The organism is Cyanobium sp. T1B-Tous, from assembly GCF_024345475.1.
Lineage (GTDB): Bacteria > Cyanobacteriota > Cyanobacteriia > PCC-6307 > Cyanobiaceae > Cyanobium_A.
This window is the reverse complement of sequence record NZ_JAGQBE010000011.1, coordinates 39,066-57,895: the sequence shown is the minus strand read 5'-3', so window position 1 is coordinate 57,895 and position 18,830 is coordinate 39,066. Positions and strand designations below refer to the sequence as shown.

Below are 18,830 nucleotides of genomic sequence, written 5' to 3'. Positions count from 1 at the left end.
CGCCGCAGCGCCGCGCGCCTGAGCGAACTGGGCTACCGGGGCGACTAGGCAGCTCAGCTTAGCCGCTTTGCCGGCTAAGCTGAGCGAATGCAGGTCAACCTCCACGACGCCAAGACCCATCTCTCCCGCTACGTGGAGCAGGCACTCGATGGCGAGGAGGTGGTGATCGCCCGGGCCGGCAAGGCCCTAGTGCGTCTGGTGCCGGTGGATGAGACCCCTCGCCAGCGCGAACTCGGCTTTCTGCAGGGGTCTGCTGTTCTGGACTGCGACCTCAAAGCCGACTTCCAGGAGGACATCGAATCGATGTTCGGCTGATGGAAACAGCCAGCTCAAGCCAACCGAATTTGAGCCCGCAACTGCTCGACACCCAGCTGCTGCTCTGGCTGGCCATCTCCCCGGAACGCCTACCGGCAGCGTTGCGTGGAAACCTCAGTGATCGCCGCTTGCCGTTGCTCTACAGCGTTTTGAGCCTTTGGGAAGTGGCGATCAAAACCTCCCTCGGCAAACCCCAATTCCTCGTCGACGCCACTCAGTTGCGTGACGGACTGAAACAGCAGGGGCTTCAGGAACTGGGAATCGCGCCTGAACACTGTCTGGCGGTGCAGCACCTGCCCTGGATCCATCGCGACCCCTTCGACCGGCTGCTGGTGGCCCAGGCCATCCAGGCGGAGCTCACCCTGCTCACGGCCGATCGCATCCTCAGCGGCTACGGGGCCCAGGTGGTTTGGGTGGGCAACGCGAGTCCTGGCGACTGAGAGAATCGTCCCCATGACCGAGCCCAGCACCGACACCGCCCCCTTCCCCCCCGAGGAGATCGGCGCCTTCCTGCGCCACTGCGCCGGCGAATGGATGAGCCTGCGCAGCCAGTTCACCCTGGGCGCGGTGAGCACCGGCGAAGACCTCGACGCGGAAGACAGCGACGTCTGGCACAACAGCGAGCGGGGCGAACTGGTGGTGGCCTTTCTGGAGCCCGAGGCCCCCACTGGCGCCGGTGGTCTGAGGGTGGGTCCGAAGGATGGCGGCACCCAAGAGCTGCAGTTCAGTGGGGATGGGGCGTTTCGCAATGGCACCCAGCAGGGCCGCTGGCAGCTCTGGCCCGACGGCAGCCTGGAGCTGGTGATCACCGCCGAAGGCCGGGAGGTGCGCGAGCGCATCTGGTTCACCAAGCCCAACCTGCGCCTGCGCAGCACCGTGGTGACCGGGGCCGATGGCCTCCCGGATCGGGCCAGCTTCAGCTCCGAGATCCGCCGGGTGAGCCGGCCCGCCGCAGCCGCCAACTGAGCCCATGAGACTCGATGTGGTGAGCCTGGCCCCGGAGGCCTTCGCGCCGCTGCTGGGGCTGGGGGTGATCGGCCGGGCCTTTGCGGCTGGCATCGCCGCGCTGCACACCCACAACCCCCGCGATTTCGCCACCGACAAGTACCGCAAGGTGGACGACGAGCCCTACGGCGGCGGCGCCGGCATGGTGCTCAAACCCGAGCCGGTGTTTGCCGCGGTGGAGGCAATTCCGGTGTTGCCGCGGCGGCGGGTGCTGCTGATGAGCCCCCAGGGCAAGCCGCTGGAGCAGGCCGACCTGCGCCGCTGGGCCACCGAGGCCGACCAGCTGGTGCTGATCTGCGGCCACTACGAGGGCTTCGACGAGCGCATCCGCAGCCTCGCCGATGAGGAGGTGTCGATCGGCGATTTCGTGCTCACCGGCGGCGAGCTGCCGGCGGCGGTGATCATCAACGGCGTGGTGCGACTGCTGCCGGGCACCGTGGGCACCGAGGCTTGTCTGGAGGAGGAGAGCCACAGCACCCTGCTGCTGGAGCATCCCCACTACACCCGCCCCGCCAGCTTCCGCGAGCTGGAGGTGCCAGCGGTGCTGCGCAGCGGCGACCATGGCGCCATCGCCCGCTGGCGCACCGAACAGCAACAACAGCGCACCGCTGAGCGCCGGCCCGATCTGTTCGCCCGCTGGCGGGAGCAGCAGCAGGCCCAGCAGTAGCGGGCACCCACCGGGTGCCATCCACGGCGCCGAGAGACTCCCGCCTCAGCCCTGACCCTGCTGCAGATTCCGCAGGGCCGTAAGCAGGGCCGCCGGGCTCTGGGGATCCACCATCAACACGCTGCCGCCGGGGGCCTGGGCCATCTGCTCGCCCATGGCCATCCAGTCGCTGGCCAGCAGCAGGCGCAGCGCTTCGGCCGCGGCCGGGTTGCCACCAATCGCTTCGGCCAACCGGGTGGCGGCATCGGCGCGGGCCTGGGCCAGCAGGGTTTGCTGCTTGGCCTGGGCTTCAGCGTCCAGCAACAGGGCTTCAGCCCGGCCCCTAGCCGCATTCACCTGGGAGTCGCGCTCGCCCTCGGAGCGCAGGATCGCCGCCCGCTTCTCCCGCTCGGCCGTCATCTGCTGCTCCATCGCCTGCTGCACCCCACGGGAGGGCTGGATGTCGCGCAGCTCCACCCGCGTCACCTTCACGCCCCAGGGATCGGTGGCCTGATCCAGCTCCTGGAGCAACGTCTCATTCACCTCGCTGCGGGTGGTGAAGGTCTGGTCGAGGTCGAGCTTGCCCATCTCGGCCCGGATCTGGGTGAGCACCAGGTTCACCATCGCCGCCTGCAGGTTGTCGACGGCGTAGTAGGCGCGGGCGTGCTCCAGCAGCTGCCAGTACACCACCGCATCCACCTCGATGCCGACGTTGTCGCGGGTGATGCACTGCTGGGGTGGGATGTCGAGCACCCGCTCCTTGAGCGATTCGTGGCTCACCACCTTCTCCAGCACCGGCAGCACCAGCGACAGGCCCGGCTGCAGCTGGCGGTCGTACTTGCCGAGCCGCTCCACCAGACGCGACTGGCCGCCGCTGGTGACCTTGACGCTGCTCACCCCCAGCAGGGCCATCAGCACCAGGGCGGGCAGGGAGAGCAGGGCTTCCACGGAACATCTGCACGCAGGGCGCTCAGGCTAGGCAGCATGGGTGGGCTGAACCAACAGCCCCTGCCATGGCTCCAGTCCCGATCCTCTGGCTGCTGCTGGCCTGCGGCCTGCTGGGGCTGGGCCTGGTGGGCGCCGACGTGGACGGCCTGCTGCCCGCGGCGGTGGTGGCCCTGGGGCTGTCGCTGGCCACGGTGTGGTGGCCCCTGCCGCCCTTGCTGCAGCTGGGATTGCTGGTGGGTCTCACCGCTGTAGGGGTGCTGGGCCTGCGGCGCTGGTCAGGGCGGCAACGCCACCGCAGCCTGGCGCCGGCAGAGACGGCGGAGGTGATCAGCGGCTTTGCCGAGGGGGATACGGGCCGGGTGCGCTGGCAAGGCCAGAGCTGGAGCGCCGTCAACCTGAAGGGCGGCCAGCCCCTGCCCCCGGGCAGCTGGGTGACCGTGATGGGCCGCGCCGGCAACCAGCTGCAGGTGATGGAGCCTGGGGGAGACTGAGACCAGACATCAGGGGCAGATGCAACTCCGCATCGGCAACGGCTACGACATCCACCGCCTCGTGCCGGGGCGGCCGCTGATCCTGGGCGGCCAACGGCTGGAGCACCCCGCCGGCCTGGGGCTGGATGGCCACAGCGATGCCGACGTGCTGGTGCATGCCGTGATGGATGCCCTGCTGGGCGCCCTCTCCCTGGGGGACATCGGCCTCTACTTTCCGCCGGATGACTCCCGCTGGAGGGGGGCCGACAGCCTGGAGCTCCTGGAACAGGTGGTGGCCCTGGTGATGGAGCGGGGCTGGAGCGTGGTGAACCTGGACACGGTGGTGGTGGCCGAACGCCCCAAGCTCAAACCCCACATCCCAGCCATGCGCGCTGCCATCGCCAGCCGGATGGGCCTCGATCCAGACCAGGTGGGCGTCAAGGCCACCACCAACGAACAACTGGGCGCCGAAGGACGGGAGGAGGGCATTTCCTGCCACGCCGTAGCCCTGCTGCAGAAGCCATGACCCCCCTTCGCTGGCGCCGGGTTTCTAGCCTGATCGGACTGCTGTTGATTCAGGGGGTGACGCTGGTGCTGCTGCTCTCCAGCCATGCCGCGCCGGTGCGGGCGGCCTTTGCCGAGCCCGATGGCTCCTACGACGTGGTGGTGGTGGAGCACCTGCGGCTGAAGGTGCCGGCCGAGGCCCGCCAGGCCTGGATCAGCGCCGAGCAGGGCAGCTGGGAGCCCTGGCTCGCCCAGCAACAGGGTTTCCTGGATCGCCAGCTGCTGTGGGACCCGGCCACCGAGGAGGGCACCCTGCTGATCCGCTGGGCCGATCGGGACCACTGGAAAGCGATTCCCGAGGCGGAGGTGCAGGCGGTGCAGGAGCGCTTTGAGCGGCTGGCCCGCGCCGCCACCGGCAGCCGCGAGAGCGACGGCAATCCCTTCCCACTCGTGTTCGAAGGTGAGCTGCTGACGCCATGAGCGCCGCCGCGGCCAGCTACGTGCTCGGCAGCCACGCCGAGGAACGCGCTCGCCTACAGCGCCAGCACGCCACCTGGCGCGACGCCATGCTCGCCTCCTGGGATCGGGCCGGTTTCGGCCCAGGCCAGCGGCTGCTCGACCTCGGCTGCGGCCCCGGCTTCGCCAGCCTTGAACTGGCCGAGCGGGTGGGGCCCGGCGGCCAGGTGCTGGCGATCGACAATGCGTCGGCCTACCTGGAGCACCTTGAAGAGCAGCTGCGCCAGGGCCAGGCGCCCCAGCTGCGCACCCTGCAGCACGACCTGGCCCTGGCGGCCGCGGAGCTGCATGCGGCCACCTGGGACGGGGCCTGGTGCCGCTGGGTGGCGATGTTTCTGCCGCGGCTCGAGCCCTGGGTGGATCTGGTGAGCCAGGCCCTGCGGCCGGGCGGCCGGCTGGTGCTGCACGAGTACGTGCAGTGGAACACCTTCGGCCTCTATCCCCAGGGCCGTCAGCTGGCCGTGTTCGTGGAGCGCTGCATCCAGCACTGGCGCGACCACGGCGGTGACCCGGATGTGGCCCAACGGCTGCCGGCGTTGCTCGAGGCCCGCGGCTTCCGGCTGCTGCACAGCTCCAGCCTGATGGCCTGCTCCCCCAGCGATCACCCCAAGGCCCGCTGGCTGCAGGATTTCCTCGCCAGCTACCCGGCCCAGCTCAGCGCTGCTGGCCGCTGGAGCCCCGAAGAACAGGCCGCCCTGGAGGCCGAGCTCCAGCTGGCCCAGCAGCAGGCCAGCCTGTGGGTGACGCCGGCATTGGTGGAACTGGTGTGGGAGCGGACATGACCCCACGGGAAGCGCCATGAGCACCAACACCGGGAACAACACCGAGCACCGGCTCGATCTCGATCGCCGCCAGCGGCTGGGGATGGTGGAGGCGATCTGGGGGGAGCACAAGAGTGCCGAGCAGATCGCCCGGATCTTCGAGGCCCTGCATGCAGCCAGGGAACTGGGCCTCGCCACCCGCGTCTCCCCGGAGAAGGCAAACGCCGTCGCGGCGCTGCTGGAGCCGGCCAGGGAGCTCCAATTGCGGCACCACCCCGAGGCCCGCTGCCTCACCGCCGGCAACCTGCCCTCACCGGATCCCAGCCGGGGCCGGGTGGCCGTGCTGGGCGCGGGCACCAGCGATCTGCCGGTGGCGGCCGAAGCCCAACTGGCCCTGGCCTGCCACGGCATCGCCACCGAGCTGGTGCTGGATGTGGGCGTGGCGGGCCTGCACCGGCTGCTGGATCGGCTCGAAGAGCTGCGCAGCGCCACGGTGCTGATCGCCTGCGCCGGCATGGAGGGGGCCCTGCCCACCGTGCTGGCGGGGCTATTGCCCCAGCCGGTGATCGGCGTGCCGGTGGCCGTGGGCTACGGGGTGAGCGCCGGCGGCGCGGCGGCCCTGAACGGCATGCTGGCCAGTTGCGCCCCCGGCCTCACGGTGGTGAACATCGACAACGGCTATGGGGCTGCCATGGCCGCGCTACGCATCCTCAGCAGCCGGGCCGCAAGGGAGTCGTAGGGGGCTGGTCGATCTCCAGCAAGGTCTGAATCCAGAGCTGCATGGAGCGCGGCAGGCGGCCCTGCTCGTAGCGCTCGATCGCCTGCAGAAGCACGGGGGTGTTCACCCAGGACGGCGAGCGACGACCCATCGGTGCAACCGGCAGTGACGCGCAGTGTGGGAAGCCGGCGGGGTGTCCGCAAGGGCCCCAGGAGCAGTCTCCCCGGGCCGTTTGCGACTCGCGCCAGGACTGCTGCTGCCGCAGGGCTAGAGGTGCTGCAGCTGGGGATAGGCGGTAAGCAGCTCTTCGGTGCTGAGCACTTCACCGGCCCCTTCGGGCTGCCAGATCACCTCGATCGCCAACAGGTTGTCGGCACCCACGGCGCCCAGCTGTTGGAGCGAGTCCCGCAGTTGGTCGGCATTGCCGACTCCTTTGAAGTTGATGCGGTTGCGGCTGGCCACCAGCAGGGTCACGGCGATGAAGTCACTGCTGGCATCGCTGTCGCCGGCGGCGACGCTGGCATCGCTGTAGCGCTGACCGGCCACGTTGCTGGTCACCTCCCGCTGCAGCTTGCTGCGCTCGGCCATCGACAGGCGGTTGAAGGTGGCTTCGGCGCTGGCAAAGGGCACCTGGCCCACCTCGCCATTGGCGTACACCCAGAGATCGGGATGGCGCAGCAGGGCCAGGGTGGTTTCCTGCAGCAGCACCTGGAGCCCCGCTGAGCGACTGGTGTCGGAACTGCCGGCCAGACGACGCAGATCGGTCTGCAGGTCGCGGGCTGAGGCGAGCAGTCCCACCTGCACCTGGCTGATCGTCACCGGACCATCGGGGCGGCCGCCGCCCACGAGCTCACCGCCACGGCCACTCCCCAGGGCAGGCCCCTGGCCGCCGCCACCGCGCACGGCATTGAGCAGCAGGCCCACCACCGCCATCAGCACCAGGAAGCCGAACAGGCCGCCCCCACCAAACCCGAAGATCGGAATCAGGAAGGGAAAGCCGATGCCGCCCCCACCCCCATAGCCACCGCGGTAGCCGCCGTTGTACCCGCCGCCATAACCGCCGCCGCCGTAGCTGCGGGGCATCGAGGGAGCCGATCGGAAGCTGCCGCCACCGATGCGACCGCCACTGGCAGCCCAGCTGGGGCTTGGGTGCACCACCAACAAGGTGAGGGCCAGCACCGGCACGGCCAGCCAGCTGAGGCATCGCCGCAGGGTCAGGCTGGGTCCGCAGGTGGGACGGGTCGGAAGCGCCAAGGCTCCGCAAGCAAGTGGCTGGAATCTAGGAACCGCCACCCACGATGGTGACGACCTCCAGCACATCGGATTCCCCCACAATCTGGGCAGGCCAGGCCTGGCGGGGCAGGATCGTGCCGTTGAACTCCACCACCACGAGTCGGGGCTGGTAGCCCAGTTCCGCGAGCACCTGCTCCAAGTTGAGTCCTGCGGAGCAGCGGCGCGGCTCCCCATTCACCTGCAGGCTGATCACAGCGGGGGAGCCTCCAGGGCTGCGAGCAACGCCGCAGCGGCAGCGGCCGGATCCACCGCCTCGGTGATCGCCCGCACCACCGCCACCCGATCGGCACCGGCGGCCCGCACCGCCGCCAGGTTGCTGGCCTCCACCCCGCCGATGGCGAAGAAGGGGATCGGGCTGGCCGCCGCGGCCTGGCGCACGTAGTCGAGCCCCACCGGCTCCCGCCCGGGCTTGGTGGGGGTGGCATGCACGGGCCCGACGCCGACGTAATCACAGCCCTCGGTGACGGCCTGCTGCAGCTGGGCGAGGGCATGGGTGCTGCGGCCAATCAGCCGATCCGGGCCCAGCAGCTGGCGCGCCAGCGCCGGCGGCAGATCCCCCTGGCCCAGGTGCACCCCGTCGGCCTCCACGGCCAGGGCGATGTCGATGCGGTCGTTGACCAGAAACAGGGCGCCATGGGCCGCGCAGAGCTGGCGCAGGGCCCTTGCCTGGCTGAGTTTCTGCAGGTCGTCGAGGCCGGCAGCTTCTTTGGCGCGGTATTGCACCAGGCGCACGCCAGCCCCCAGGGCGGCGGCCACCACCCCCTCCAGATCGGGCACCGGCGAAGTGACCAGATACAGGCGGCAACGGGCCAGGAGCTCCCGGCGACCCTCCCCCCCCGTGGCCAGACGGCAGGCCTGCAGCAGGTCGACTTCCAGGTCGTAGAGCAGGTAGCGCAGGGCGGCGGCCTCCTCCGCCAGCTCCGGATCGCTGCAGCGTCCAAATTCCTCCAGCACCCGCAGGGCCTCCTGCACCCGGCCCGCATTGGCCCCCACCACGGCGCTGGGGCTGCGGCGCTCCGCCTGGGCCGGATGGCCGAGGCCAGCGGCCGGGTCGGTGGCCGTATGGCGGGCGAATTTGTAGGCGTCCCGATGCAGCCGGCCCAACCGCTGGCGCATGTCCTTGGTGCGCACCACCAGGTCGCGCCGATCCAAACCGAAGCGGGCCCAGTCCTCCAACACCCGCAGCCCCTCCCGGGCCCGGTCGAGGTTGGCGTCGATCAGGCGATCGCGAGCCGGGTCATCTAGGCCCTCGGGGGCCAGGCTGATTAGGTTGGGATCCATCGCGCAGGGGCCAATGGCAGGCGAACCGGGCGGAGCCGACCAGGGCAACTCCGACAGCCCGATGCTCGTGCTGGTTTCAGGGATTCTGCTGCTCGGCGGGATCGCCACCTTCATTGGCTGGGGCCTGACCCACGCCTACCCCGGCGCCTAGGGCCCGGGCCCGGTCGGCATCGAGGGCGATCTGGGCGCTCAGCTCCTCAAAGCTGGCGAAGGTCTGCTGGCGGCGCAACAACTGCAGCGGCTCCACCACCAGCTCCACCCCCACCAGCTCCACCCGCCGATCCAGCAGGTGCACCTCCACCGCCGAGGGAGCCAGCGGATCCACCGTGGGCTGGGGGCCCAGGTTCATCACCGCCGGCAACATCGGTCCACCCGCCACCGAAACAGAGGCGGCATACACCCCCTCCAGGGGCAGAAACTTGCGCCCATCCACCTGCAGGTTGGCGGTGGGCCAGCCCAGTTCCCGGCCGAGGCCGCGGCCCCGCACCACCCGGCCGCTGAAGCGATAGGGCCGCTCCAGCAGGCGCCGGGCCTCGGCCACATCCCCCGCCGCCAGGGCCCGGCGAATCCGACTGCTGCTGACCCGCTCCGGGCCATCCCAGAGCATCGGAAGCACCTGCACGGCGATGCCGTGGCGCGCGCCGATGGCCGCCAGGGCCTGGCTGTCGCCGCTGCGGCCCACCCCGAAGCGGAAGTTGTCGCCCACCGCGATGCGCTGGGCTTGCAGCTGGCCCACCAGCACCTGCTCCACGAAGGCCTCGGGGCTCAGGGCCGCCAGCTCGGTGGTGAAGGGCACCAGCACCAGCTGCTGAATGCCCAGGGGCTCGAGCAGGTGCAGCTTCTCGGCGGGCAGATCCAGCCGCAGCCGCGCCTCCCCGTGCAGCACCTCGCGGGGATGGGGCCAGAAGCTCACCACCGTGGGGGTTGCCCCGGCTCCCTCCAAGGCCGCGCCGGTGACGGCCGCGATCACGCGGCGGTGGCCCTGGTGCAGGCCGTCAAAACTGCCGAGGGCAATGGCCGTGGGCCGCCGCGCCTCCTGGGGTGATCGCAGGGGTATCAACGCTACGGAACCCAAAGGCAACGGGAGCCAAATCGATCCTCCCATGGCACCTTTGGGGCACCTCACCAAAATGGCTGGATGGCTGACCGCCTCGACCTGCAGCTGATCGCCGCGGCCCTGCGGCGCATGGGCTGGGTGCGCTTCTGGGCCCAGGTGGTGCTGGGGGTGGTGGTGGTTGGGGTGCAGCTGTTCAACAACATCGGCGGCCGGCTGGCAGCCAATTCATCCCGGGCCCTGGGCCTGGGGCCCGGCATTTCGCTCACCAGCCTGGCCTTCCTGCTGCTGCTCTGGTGCATCTGGCAGAGCTGGCTGGTGGTGCGCTGCGGCCGCGCCCTGGCCAGTCCCGTGCACCCCAGCAAGGGGGAAACGGCCCGGCTGATCAAGCGCGGGGTGCTGGCCGACCTGGTTGGCATCACCCTGGCCGTGGTGGGCTACCAGTCGCTGGCGGGCAGCCTGTTTGTGCAGGCCTCCCAGCAGGTGCCGGGGTTCTTCGGCGCCCAGATCCAGGCCACCCCCGGAGCAGCCGGGCGGGTGGTGGGGTTGCCGATCACCTCGATCGAAATGCTCTCGGTGCTGGGCAACACCCAGGTGCTGTTCGCCCACCTGATCGGCCTGTGGATCAGCCTCTGGTTGCTGCAGCGGATCTACCGCTCGGCCTGATCACGCGTTAGTGGTCGGGCTGCATCGACGCCAATTCCGGCAGGTCGCGGGTGACACCACGCCAGAAAATATCGGGTTGGAGCGGGGTGAGCGCCGCCCCGCCGCCATTGATCTGGGCCACATCGGTGGGCCAGGCCGCCGGCCCCGACACCTGGGCCTCCAGGTCGTTGACCACCTCGCCAGCCAGCCAGTAGTAGGTGTGGCCGCGGGGGTCCACCCGCTGCTCGAACTGGTCGGTGTAGCGGCGCACCGCCGAGCGGCACCAGCGCAGGGGCCCGATCGCTTCGGCGGGCCTGGGCGGCACGTTGAGGTTGAGCAACATGTTCTCGGGCCAGCCCTCGGCCAGCATCTGCTCGGCCACATCGAGGGCTAACCGGGCCGCCGGGGCGAACTGGCGCCACTGGAAGTCGGCACTGCTGACAGCCAGCGCTGGCAAGCCCTCGATCGTGCCTTCCATCGCGGCGCTCACGGTGCCGGAGTAGATCACGTCCGTGCCCAGGTTGGGGCCGTGGTTGATGCCGGAGAGCACCAGATCCGGCCACTCGTCCAGCAAGGAAAAGAGGGCGAGCTTGACGCAGTCCGAGGGGGTGCCGCTGCAGGCCCAAGCCTGCACCCCATCGTCGAACAGCTCATCGGCCCGCTCCGCCCGGATGGGGGTGTGCAGGGTGAGTCCATGGCCGGTGGCGGAGCGCTCCTGATCCGGACAGACCACACTCACCTGGTGGCCGCGGGCCAGGGCGGCGTTGGCCAGGGTGCGGATGCCTTCGGCGAACACCCCATCGTCGTTGCTGATCAGGATCCTGAGCGGTGCCATCGGGCCCAGCGCCATCTCGCCGCAAGGTAACTGGGGCGGCTCCTTACAGTCGCCATTCCCTCAGCCCCTGCCGTGAGCGCCACCGTGTCCCTGCAGCAGCTCACCGACCAGCTTCAGGAGCTGGAAACCCAGGCCGCGGCTGAGATCTCTGCCGCCACCTCCGCCGCCGAGCTCGAACAGCTGCGGGTGGGGCTCCTCGGCAAGAAAGGGCGCCTCTCGGGCGTGCTCGGGGCCATGGGCAAACTGCCCGGCGACGAGCGGCCGTTGATCGGCCAGCGGGCCAACGTGCTCAAGGAGCAGGTGCAGGCGCTGCTGGGCGAACGGCTCACGGCGGTCAACAGCGCGGCGATGGCCGAGCGGATCGCCCGCGAGAGCCTGGATGTCACCGCCCCCTGCAGCTACACGCCGCCGGGGCACCGCCACCCGTTGATCAGCACGATCGAGGAGATCGTCGATATCTTTTCCGGCCTGGGTTACCGGGTGTCGGAAGGCCCCGAGATCGAAACCGACTACTACAACTTCACCGCCCTCAACATCCCGGAGCACCATCCGGCCCGGGACATGCAGGACACCTTCTACCTGGAGGACGGTCGCCTGCTGCGCACCCACACCTCACCGGTGCAGATCCGCTACCTGGAGAACAACCCACCCCCGGTGCGGGTGATTGCCCCGGGCCGCGTGTATCGCCGGGATGCGGTGGATGCCACCCACTCGCCGGTGTTCCACCAGGTGGAGGTGCTGGCCATTGATGAGGGTCTGGATTTCAGCCACCTGCGCGGCACCGTCACCGCCTTCCTGCAGCAGTTCTTCGGCGACCTGCCGGTGCGCTTCCGGGCCAGCTACTTCCCCTTCACCGAACCCAGCGCCGAGGTGGATGTGCAGTGGCGCGGCCGCTGGCTGGAGGTGATGGGCTGCGGCATGGTCGACCCCGCCGTGCTGACGGGCATGGGACTCGATCCCGAGCGCTGGAGTGGCTTCGCCGCCGGCCTGGGCGTCGAGCGTTTCTGCATGGTGCGCCACGGCATCGACGACATCCGCCGCCTGTACACCAGCGATCTGCGTTTCCTTGAGCAGTTTTAAGGAAGCGGTTTGAGAAGGGCCCCATAAACTCACGCAGATCCCCGCCTTCCGGTCGGTGCCCCGCGTCGGACTGATCGTGAATGACGGCAAGGACCTGGCCCTGGCCACCGCCGATGCCATTGAGGCCCGCTTCAGTGCGGCCGGCTATGGCGTGGTGCGGGTGAGCAGTTCGGGCGGCATGGTGGGTTTCGCCAACCCCGACCAGCACCTGCGCACCCGCGGCTACGCCGCCTGCGTGCCGGCGGATTTCGATCGCGACCTCAGCCTGGCGGTGGTGCTCGGCGGCGACGGCACCGTGCTCTCCGCCGCCCGCCAGACCGCCCCGATCGGCGTGCCGATTCTCACGGTCAACACCGGCCATCTGGGCTTTCTGGCCGAGGCCTACCTGCACCAGCTGGAGGCCGCGCTCGACCAGGTGCTCACCGGCGAGTGGACGGTGGAGGAACGCACGATGCTGATCGTCAGCGTGATGCGCGGCGACCAGCGGCGCTGGGAGGTGCTGTGCCTCAACGAGATGGCCCTGCACCGCGAGCCGCTCACCTCGATGTGCCATTTCGAGATCGCCATCGGCCGCCACGCCCCGGTGGACATCGCCGCCGACGGCGTGATCCTCGCCACGCCCACGGGCTCCACCGCCTATGCCCTCAGCGCCGGCGGCCCGGTGATCACCCCCGACTGCCCGGTGCTGCAGCTCACCCCGATCGCGCCCCACTCCCTGGCGTCGCGGGCTCTGGTGTTCAGCGACCGGGAGCCGGTAACCGTGTTTCCCGCGACGCCGGAGCGGCTGATGATGGTGGTGGATGGCAGCGCCGGCTGTTACATCTGGCCGGAGGATCGGGTGCTGGTGCGCCGCAGTGAGCAGCCGGTGCGGTTTGTGCGCCTGGCCGACCACGAGTTCTTCCAGGTGCTGCGCAACAAGTTGGGCTGGGGCCTGCCCCACGTGGCCAAGCCCGGCAACGGCACGGCGCCATGAGCGACCCCCAGATCCTGCTGCTGGGCCCGGAGGCCGAGGCCCTGGCCGCCCGGCTGGAGGCCTCCGGCTACGCCTGCAGCAGCGAGGGCCAGGGCCCGGAGGGGGGGCCGGATGCGGTGCTGCTGTCGGCGGGGGAGGCCGGCCGCATCGCCGCATTGCGGGCCCGGTGGGGCAACGTGCCCCTGCTGCTGGACGTGGGCGATGACACCGTGGAGGCCCGGGTGCACTGCCTCAGCTCCGGCGCCGACGACTTCTGGCTCTCCAGCCTCGGCCCCAGCGATCTGTTGATGCGGCTGCGGCTGCACCTCGATCTCACCCGCCGCGCCAATGTGCCCGCCCAGTTGCTGCAGGTGGGCGACCTGGTGGTGAACCCGAGCACCCGCCAGGTGAAACGGGGGCCCCGGCCCGTGGGGCTGACCTCGCGGGAATACCAGCTGCTCCTGCTGCTGCTGGAGCGCAAGGGCACCGTGGTGAGCCGGGATCTGATCCTGCGCCAGGTGTGGAACGACGATCAGGCCACCACCAGCAATGTGATCGAGGTGTACGTGCGCTATCTGCGCCAGAAGCTGGAGGAGGGCGGCGAACGGCGGCTGATCCACACGATTCGCGGCCAGGGCTACTGCCTCAGCGAGCGCCTGCCCCAGCTGGAGGGCCGCAGCTGATGGCCCCCCGTGCCCTGGGGGCGGGCCTGGCCCTTCCCGGGATGGCCCTGCTGCTGTGCGGCTTCACGCCACCGCCCCAGTGGCTGCCGGTCACGGCCCAGTGGTGCCTGACCCCCAACCGCTGCATCGCCCTGGAGGTGGCCGACACCCCCGAACGGCAGAGCAAGGGCCTGCAACTGCGGCCCGCCCTGCCGCCCCTGCGGGGCATGTGGTTCCCCTACAGCCCGCCCTCACTGGCGCGCTTCTGGATGCACCGCACCCCCGAGCCCCTCGACATGCTGTTCGTGCGGGGCGGTCGGGTGGTGGCCATCGAGGCCCACACCACCCCCTGCCTGCGGCTGCCCTGCCGCAGCTACGGACCAGACCAGGAGGTGGATGGGGTGCTGGAACTGGCCGCCGGCCAGGCCGAAGCCCTCGGGATCGCGGTGGGCAGCCCGGTGGGGATTGAGCCAGTGACCATCACCCCAGGGCGGCCGCCGGCAAGACCCCCTTCAGCACCAGCACCGGATTGAGCGGCGCCAGGCGGGTGCCGTCGGCCAGGGGGGCGCCGCGCCAGGCCTGGTGTTGGGCCACCGCCACCCGGCAGCCGGCCTGCTCCAGCAGGGGCCGCAACTCCGCCAGGGCCTCCAGCGTGGCCAGCGGGATCACCACCACGCCACCGGGCCGCAGGCGCTGCAGCACCGCCGCCAGCACGGCCGCCCGCTCGCGGCCGCCGCCGCCGATCAGCACCCGGTCGGGATCGGGAAGTTGGGCCAGGGCCTCGGGCGCCCGGCCCTCCTGGATCCCCGCCGGCCGCACCCCGAGCCGCTCGGCATTGGCGGTGATCAGCGCCGCCGAGCCGCCCCGGGCCTCCAGCGCCCAGAGGGCCAGGCCAGGCCGCAGCCGCAGGGCCTCCAGGCCCACCGACCCCACGCCCGCGCCCACGTCCCAGAGCACGCCGGCCGCAGGCAACTCCAGATCGGCCAGCAGCTGGATGCGCACCTCCCGCTTGGTCATCAGGCCCGGGCGGTCGTCGTGCTGCAGGAACAGGCCGTCGTCGAGGCCAAACAGGGGCAGGGCGGCCGGGTCCGCAGGCGGCGGCGGTGGCTCGGCGATCAGCAGCACCAAATGCAGGGGGTCGCAATCGACGGGCAAGGGTTCGCCGGGGGCCAACCGCTGCACCCGCTCCTCGGGGTGGCCGAGCCGCTCGCCCAGCCAGAAGGCGTAGGCCGCCTCCAGGCCAGAGGCCGCCAGGATCCGCCGCACCTCCTCAGCACCACCGCGGCCTGGGTCGGTGAGCACGGCCAGGGCGGCAGGCCGTTTCTGCAGGGCCGCCGCCAGCGGCTCGGGGTCGCGGCCATGCAGGCTGATCCAGCTGGCGTCCTGCCAAGGGCGGCCGAGGCGGGCGAAGGCCAGCTGCAGCGAGCTGGGGGCCGGCTGGAAACGCAGCCGCGCCGCGCCGAAGTGCTGCAGCAGCAGCCGGCCAATGCCAAACCAGAGGGGATCTCCGCTGGCCAGCAGCACCGCCGGCCGGCCAGCGGCGAGCGCGTCCTCCACGGGCCCAACGATCTGCTCCGGCCGGTCGCTGGCCAGGAGCTGGGGACAGGGGCACTCCGCCGGGATCCGACCCACCGCCTGCTCGGCCCGCCACCAGGGCTCCAACGTCCCCAGCAGGCGCGCCGGCGCCAGCACCAGCCCGGCCCGGCGCAGGAGCTCCAGGCTGCGGGGAGCCAGGCCCGCCAAGCCCCCGGCATCGGTGCCGATCACCTCCAACACGGCCAGCTCCGCCAGGGCGCCCCACGGTCACTGGAGCCATGATGCTTAGCCACGTGCCCCCCGGCCTGGCCATGAGCGACCGCCGCCAGCGGATTCACGACCTGGTGCTGGCCCTGCTGGCCCAACAGAGCGACCTGGAGCTGCTGGCCGGTGACGGCACGGGCCTGCCCAGCGGCGATCCCGGCACTTGGATCGAGCGCAACCGCCGGGTGGTGCAGCGCTACCAGGCCCTGGTGCGCTCGGCCGTCACCCTCGATGCCCTGGTGGACCAGGAGGTGAACGGCGGCTTCCAGTCCCAAGCCAGCGACCTCTGACAAGCTGGGCGCATCTTTTCTGGCCCCATGGCGCGCTTCGGCCTCTCTGCCCTGACCACGCTGCTGAAGGGCAAAGGGTCCCCACGGGCAGGCGCCGCTGGCGGCCAGGCCCCCGCCGCCAGCTGGAGCCGGCCCTTCGGCCTGGGCTGGGAGCAGCCCTACACGGTGCGCTACGCCAGCAACCTCGACGACGGGCCCAACCACGGCATGCCCCTGGGGGGCTTCGGCGCCGGCTGCATCGGCCGCGGCACCGACGGCTCCTTCAACCTGTGGCACCTCGATGGTGGGGAGCACTGGTTCGGCACCCTGCCCGACTGCCAATTCGCCCTGTTCGAGAGCGACGGCGAGCAGAGCCGGGCCCACGCCCTGGCGGTGAAGCCCCCGGTGGACGCCTCCCGGCCCGAGGCGGGCGAGCCCCTCAGCGCCTGGAGCTGGTACCCCGCCAGCACCCCCGACCAGACCACCGGCACCTATGCCGCCCGCTATCCCCTGAGCAGCACCCAGTACACGGGCGTGTTCAACGCCGAGGTGCGCTACGAGGCGTTCAGCCCGATCCTGCCGGGCGACTACCAACGCACCAGCTACCCGGTGGCGGTGTTCGTATGGACGCTCACCAACCCCACCAACCGCCCGCTCGACCTCTCGCTGCTACTGAGCTGGCGCAACACCACGGGCTGGTTCACCAACACCGACCCCACCGCAGCGGTGGAGTTCCGCGACGACGGCAGCCCGGAGCACAACTACGTGCCGGCCATCGGCCGCAGCCAGGGCCAGCGCAACCGCTGGGTGGACCAACCGGGCCTCCAGGGGGTGCTGCTGGAAGGGGAGCGCTCCACGCCGGTGGCCGAGGGCCAGGGCCAGTGGTGCCTCGCCACTGATGCCGGCCTAATCGAGCGCCACCCGGGCCTGAGCATCCAGCGCTGCAGCCGCTGGGATCCCAGCGGCAGTGGCGCCGAGCTGTGGGAGCCCTTCGCCCGCGATGGCTCCATTCCCGACAGCAACAACGACCGCCGCAGCGCGGACCAGGGTCCGGCCAGCGCGGCCCTGGCGGTGCGATGCCAGCTGGAGCCCGGACAGAGCCTTGAAATCCCCCTGGTGATCAGCTGGGATCTGCCGGTGACGGCCTTTGCCACCGGCACCCGGGCCCTGCGCCGCTACACCGATGTGTTCGGCAGCAGTGGCGACAACGCCGCCGCCATCGCCGCCGAGGCCCTGCGCGACTGGCGCGACTGGCGCGCCCAGATCGAGGCCTGGCAGCGGCCGGTGCTGGAACGCGCCGACCTGCCGGAGCCGCTGCGCATGGCCCTGTTCAACGAGCTCTACGACCTGGCCAGCGGGGGCAGCCTCTGGAGCGCCGCCAGCCCCGAGGATCCCGTGGGCCGTTTCGGGGTGCTCGAGTGCCTCGACTACGCCTGGTACGAGAGCCTCGACGTGCGGCTCTACGGCTCCTTTGCCCTGCTGCAGCTCTGGCCCGAGCTCGACAAGAGCGTGCTGCGCAGCTTCGCCCGCGCCATCCCCGCCGCCGATGCCACACCCCGGCCCATCGGCTGGTACTTCACCCAGGGCAAGGGCCGGGTGGAGGCCGCCCGCAAGCTGGCCGGCGCCACCCCCCACGACCTGGGCGCGCCGAATGAGCGGCCCTGGGATGCCACCAACTACACCGCCTACCAGGACTGCAACCTCTGGAAGGACCTGGCCAGCGATTTCGTGCTGCAGGTGTGGCGCACCTTCAAGCTGGCCCCCAGCGGCGAAGACCTGCGTTTCCTGGCGGACTGCTGGCCGGCGGCGGTGCAGGCCCTGCGCTACCTGAAAACCTTCGACGCCAACGACGACGGCCTGCCCGATAACGGCGGTGCCCCCGACCAGACCTTCGACGATTGGCCCCTCAAGGGGGTGAGTGCCTACTGCGGCGCCCTCTGGATCGCAGCCCTGGAGGCGGCCCTGGCCATGGCCCAACGGCTCCAGCTGGATCTGGGGCTCGACACGAGCGGGGAGCAGCGGGAGTTCGGCAGCTGGCTGGAGCAATCGCGCGCCAACTTCGATGCCCTGCTGTGGAACGGCGAGTACTACAACATCGATGCCGAGAGCGGCACGCCGGTGGTGATGGCCGACCAGCTCTGCGGCGACTTCTACGCCCGCCTGCTGGGCCTGCCCGCCGTGGTGGCTGACGAGCGGGCCCGCAGCTCCCTCCAGGCCGTGAAGGAGGCCTGCTTCGAGGGCTTCCGAGGGGGCCAGCTCGGCGTGGCCAACGGCCTGCGCCGCGACGGCACCCCGCTCGATCCCAACGGCACCCACCCCCTGGAGGTGTGGACCGGCATCAACTTCGGCCTGGCGGCCTACTACCGCCTGATGGGCGAGACCGGCACCGCCTTCGCCATCACTGGAGCGGTGGTGGAGCAGGTGTACGCCGGCGGCCTGCAGTTCCGCACCCCGGAAGCGATCACGGCGGTGAACACCTTCCGCGCCTGCCACTACCTGCGGGCGATGGCGATCTGGGCGGTGTGGGCCACCCACACCAACTGGCAAGCGATTCCCGGGGCGGAGCGCCAGCCATGAAGCCGCTGCTCTCCCTGCTGCTCGCCCCGGTGCTGGCCCTGGCCCTGTGGCTGGGCCACCCCACCGCCGCCCAGGCCCTGGTGCATGCCCACAACGACGAAAACGGCACCCCGGTGGTGCGCAGCCTCGAGAGCCTGCGCGACCTCGACTACCAGAGCTGGCAGGTGGTGGCCTACCGCGAGGGTCCCCCGGGTGGGCCGCTGAAGCTGCGGATTGTGGGCTACCCCGGCAAGGTGCGGCTTGACCACCCCACCGCCCTGCAGGTGCAGAGCGGTCGCTTCCACTGGGCGCTGGCCGATGTCACCCTGGCCAACCCCCAGCTGGCCGCAGACGGCCGCGCCGCCGCGGCCGAATTCGACCTGGCCCCCCTGCTGGCCGACCTGCACCAGGATCGGCCCCTGCGCCTGGTTCTGCCCGGGGTGTTCGTGGAACTGCCGGTGCCGCCGTTCGTGGTGGCCGAATGGCGCAGCCTGCCGATGGCTTAGCCAGCCAGGATTGC

25 protein-coding genes are annotated in these 18,830 nt (G+C 70.8%); 17 read left to right on the top strand and 8 right to left on the bottom strand.

Translation table 11 applies throughout. The features are described from left to right. Nucleotides 1–87 precede the first annotated feature (87 nt). Genes KBY71_RS04635 through trmD form a run of 4 tightly spaced genes read left to right on the top strand, consistent with a single transcriptional unit; the run spans nucleotide 88 to nucleotide 1,987 of the window. Nucleotides 88–315, top strand: coding sequence for a type II toxin-antitoxin system Phd/YefM family antitoxin (locus KBY71_RS04635; protein ID WP_254927788.1), 228 nt, complete (start codon nucleotides 88–90; stop codon nucleotides 313–315). Nucleotides 316–344: 29 nt separating this feature from the next. Next, complete coding sequence (locus tag KBY71_RS04630) at nucleotides 345–755, top strand: type II toxin-antitoxin system VapC family toxin (protein WP_254927787.1); 411 nt, start codon at nucleotides 345–347, stop codon at nucleotides 753–755. Between the two features lie 13 nt (nucleotides 756–768). After that, entirely contained in the window at nucleotides 769–1,281 is a 513-nt protein-coding gene (locus KBY71_RS04625) for a phycobiliprotein lyase (protein WP_254927786.1), read from the top strand. 4 nt (nucleotides 1,282–1,285) lie between these two features. Continuing rightward, the gene (gene trmD / locus KBY71_RS04620) at nucleotides 1,286–1,987 is read left to right on the top strand and encodes a tRNA (guanosine(37)-N1)-methyltransferase TrmD (protein WP_254927785.1); all 702 of its coding nucleotides are present in this window, start codon (nucleotides 1,286–1,288) and stop codon (nucleotides 1,985–1,987) included. A gap of 45 nt (nucleotides 1,988–2,032) precedes the next feature. Here trmD and KBY71_RS04615 read toward each other — a convergent pair whose 3' ends face one another. Then, nucleotides 2,033–2,914: an SPFH domain-containing protein gene (locus KBY71_RS04615; protein WP_190389821.1), complete on the bottom strand. Its 882-nt coding sequence runs from the start codon at nucleotides 2,912–2,914 to the stop codon at nucleotides 2,033–2,035. Between the two features lie 65 nt (nucleotides 2,915–2,979). Here KBY71_RS04615 and KBY71_RS04610 point away from each other — a divergent pair, with 65 nt between their 5' ends. The 5 genes from KBY71_RS04610 to larB are packed head-to-tail and all read left to right on the top strand — an operon-like array spanning nucleotide 2,980 to nucleotide 5,904. Continuing rightward, complete coding sequence (locus KBY71_RS04610) at nucleotides 2,980–3,405, top strand: NfeD family protein (RefSeq protein ID WP_254927784.1); 426 nt, start codon at nucleotides 2,980–2,982, stop codon at nucleotides 3,403–3,405. A gap of 19 nt (nucleotides 3,406–3,424) precedes the next feature. Then, the gene (ispF, locus tag KBY71_RS04605; protein WP_254927783.1) at nucleotides 3,425–3,910 is read left to right on the top strand and encodes a 2-C-methyl-D-erythritol 2,4-cyclodiphosphate synthase; all 486 of its coding nucleotides are present in this window, start codon (nucleotides 3,425–3,427) and stop codon (nucleotides 3,908–3,910) included. Beyond that, on the top strand, nucleotides 3,907–4,368 hold the full coding sequence (locus KBY71_RS04600; RefSeq protein WP_254927782.1) for a TIGR03792 family protein: 462 nt from the start codon (nucleotides 3,907–3,909) through the stop codon (nucleotides 4,366–4,368). The genes ispF and KBY71_RS04600 overlap by 4 nt, the downstream gene beginning before the upstream one ends. Continuing rightward, nucleotides 4,365–5,186, top strand: a complete 822-nt coding sequence (locus KBY71_RS04595; RefSeq protein WP_254927781.1) for a class I SAM-dependent methyltransferase — start codon at nucleotides 4,365–4,367, stop codon at nucleotides 5,184–5,186. Before KBY71_RS04600 ends, KBY71_RS04595 begins: the two co-directional genes overlap by 4 nt. A gap of 16 nt (nucleotides 5,187–5,202) precedes the next feature. After that, nucleotides 5,203–5,904 (top strand): nickel pincer cofactor biosynthesis protein LarB, encoded by a 702-nt coding sequence (larB, locus tag KBY71_RS04590; RefSeq protein ID WP_254927780.1) that lies wholly within the window; start codon nucleotides 5,203–5,205, stop codon nucleotides 5,902–5,904. Here the strand turns inward: larB and KBY71_RS04585 are convergent. The 5 genes from KBY71_RS04585 to KBY71_RS04565 all read right to left on the bottom strand — a co-directional run bounded on the left by KBY71_RS04585 (nucleotide 5,876) and on the right by KBY71_RS04565 (nucleotide 9,517). Beyond that, entirely contained in the window at nucleotides 5,876–6,034 is a 159-nt protein-coding gene (locus KBY71_RS04585) for a hypothetical protein (RefSeq protein WP_254927779.1), read from the bottom strand. The genes larB and KBY71_RS04585 overlap by 29 nt on opposite strands. A gap of 116 nt (nucleotides 6,035–6,150) precedes the next feature. After that, nucleotides 6,151–7,137 (bottom strand): DUF1517 domain-containing protein, encoded by a 987-nt coding sequence (locus KBY71_RS04580; protein ID WP_396095071.1) that lies wholly within the window; start codon nucleotides 7,135–7,137, stop codon nucleotides 6,151–6,153. A 25-nt stretch (nucleotides 7,138–7,162) separates the two neighbouring features. Next, complete coding sequence (gene thiS / locus KBY71_RS04575) at nucleotides 7,163–7,369, bottom strand: sulfur carrier protein ThiS (protein WP_254927778.1); 207 nt, start codon at nucleotides 7,367–7,369, stop codon at nucleotides 7,163–7,165. After that, the gene (locus KBY71_RS04570) at nucleotides 7,366–8,457 is read right to left on the bottom strand and encodes a thiamine phosphate synthase (RefSeq protein ID WP_254927777.1); all 1,092 of its coding nucleotides are present in this window, start codon (nucleotides 8,455–8,457) and stop codon (nucleotides 7,366–7,368) included. The genes thiS and KBY71_RS04570 overlap by 4 nt, the downstream gene beginning before the upstream one ends. Before the next feature lie 76 nt (nucleotides 8,458–8,533). Next, complete coding sequence (locus KBY71_RS04565) at nucleotides 8,534–9,517, bottom strand: bifunctional riboflavin kinase/FAD synthetase (RefSeq protein ID WP_254927793.1); 984 nt, start codon at nucleotides 9,515–9,517, stop codon at nucleotides 8,534–8,536. A gap of 78 nt (nucleotides 9,518–9,595) precedes the next feature. On the opposite strand from KBY71_RS04565, the gene KBY71_RS04560 reads away from it, so the two are divergent. After that, entirely contained in the window at nucleotides 9,596–10,177 is a 582-nt protein-coding gene (locus KBY71_RS04560; protein WP_254927776.1) for a DUF3611 family protein, read from the top strand. Nucleotides 10,178–10,184: 7 nt separating this feature from the next. On the opposite strand, the gene surE is transcribed toward KBY71_RS04560, so the two are convergent. Further along, the gene (gene surE, locus KBY71_RS04555; protein ID WP_254927775.1) at nucleotides 10,185–10,991 is read right to left on the bottom strand and encodes a 5'/3'-nucleotidase SurE; all 807 of its coding nucleotides are present in this window, start codon (nucleotides 10,989–10,991) and stop codon (nucleotides 10,185–10,187) included. Between the two features lie 72 nt (nucleotides 10,992–11,063). Between surE and pheS the strand changes: the two genes are divergently transcribed. From pheS to KBY71_RS04535, 4 genes are read left to right on the top strand one after another with little or no spacing between them, the layout of a single operon-like run. After that, complete coding sequence (gene pheS, locus KBY71_RS04550) at nucleotides 11,064–12,071, top strand: phenylalanine--tRNA ligase subunit alpha (RefSeq protein WP_254927774.1); 1,008 nt, start codon at nucleotides 11,064–11,066, stop codon at nucleotides 12,069–12,071. A 55-nt stretch (nucleotides 12,072–12,126) separates the two neighbouring features. Further along, complete coding sequence (locus tag KBY71_RS04545; protein ID WP_254927773.1) at nucleotides 12,127–13,044, top strand: NAD(+) kinase; 918 nt, start codon at nucleotides 12,127–12,129, stop codon at nucleotides 13,042–13,044. Further along, nucleotides 13,041–13,706 (top strand): response regulator transcription factor, encoded by a 666-nt coding sequence (locus KBY71_RS04540; protein ID WP_254927772.1) that lies wholly within the window; start codon nucleotides 13,041–13,043, stop codon nucleotides 13,704–13,706. The genes KBY71_RS04545 and KBY71_RS04540 overlap by 4 nt, the downstream gene beginning before the upstream one ends. Then, nucleotides 13,706–14,218 (top strand): DUF192 domain-containing protein, encoded by a 513-nt coding sequence (locus KBY71_RS04535; protein ID WP_396095070.1) that lies wholly within the window; start codon nucleotides 13,706–13,708, stop codon nucleotides 14,216–14,218. Before KBY71_RS04540 ends, KBY71_RS04535 begins: the two co-directional genes overlap by 1 nt. Here KBY71_RS04535 and cbiE read toward each other — a convergent pair. Beyond that, on the bottom strand, nucleotides 14,166–15,461 hold the full coding sequence (cbiE, locus tag KBY71_RS04530; protein ID WP_254927771.1) for a precorrin-6y C5,15-methyltransferase (decarboxylating) subunit CbiE: 1,296 nt from the start codon (nucleotides 15,459–15,461) through the stop codon (nucleotides 14,166–14,168). The genes KBY71_RS04535 and cbiE overlap by 53 nt on opposite strands. Nucleotides 15,462–15,502: 41 nt before the next feature. Here cbiE and KBY71_RS04525 point away from each other — a divergent pair, with 41 nt between their 5' ends. From KBY71_RS04525 to KBY71_RS04515, 3 genes are read left to right on the top strand one after another with little or no spacing between them, the layout of a single operon-like run. Then, nucleotides 15,503–15,775 carry a hypothetical protein gene (locus tag KBY71_RS04525; protein WP_254927770.1) on the top strand — a complete coding sequence of 91 codons (273 nt, stop codon included), beginning with the start codon at nucleotides 15,503–15,505 and terminating at the stop codon, nucleotides 15,773–15,775. A gap of 27 nt (nucleotides 15,776–15,802) precedes the next feature. Then, nucleotides 15,803–18,331 (top strand): GH116 family glycosyl hydrolase, encoded by a 2,529-nt coding sequence (locus KBY71_RS04520; protein WP_254927769.1) that lies wholly within the window; start codon nucleotides 15,803–15,805, stop codon nucleotides 18,329–18,331. Then, on the top strand, nucleotides 18,328–18,816 hold the full coding sequence (locus KBY71_RS04515; RefSeq protein ID WP_254927768.1) for a DUF3122 domain-containing protein: 489 nt from the start codon (nucleotides 18,328–18,330) through the stop codon (nucleotides 18,814–18,816). The genes KBY71_RS04520 and KBY71_RS04515 overlap by 4 nt, the downstream gene beginning before the upstream one ends. The last annotated feature ends 14 nt before the right edge of the window (nucleotides 18,817–18,830 follow it).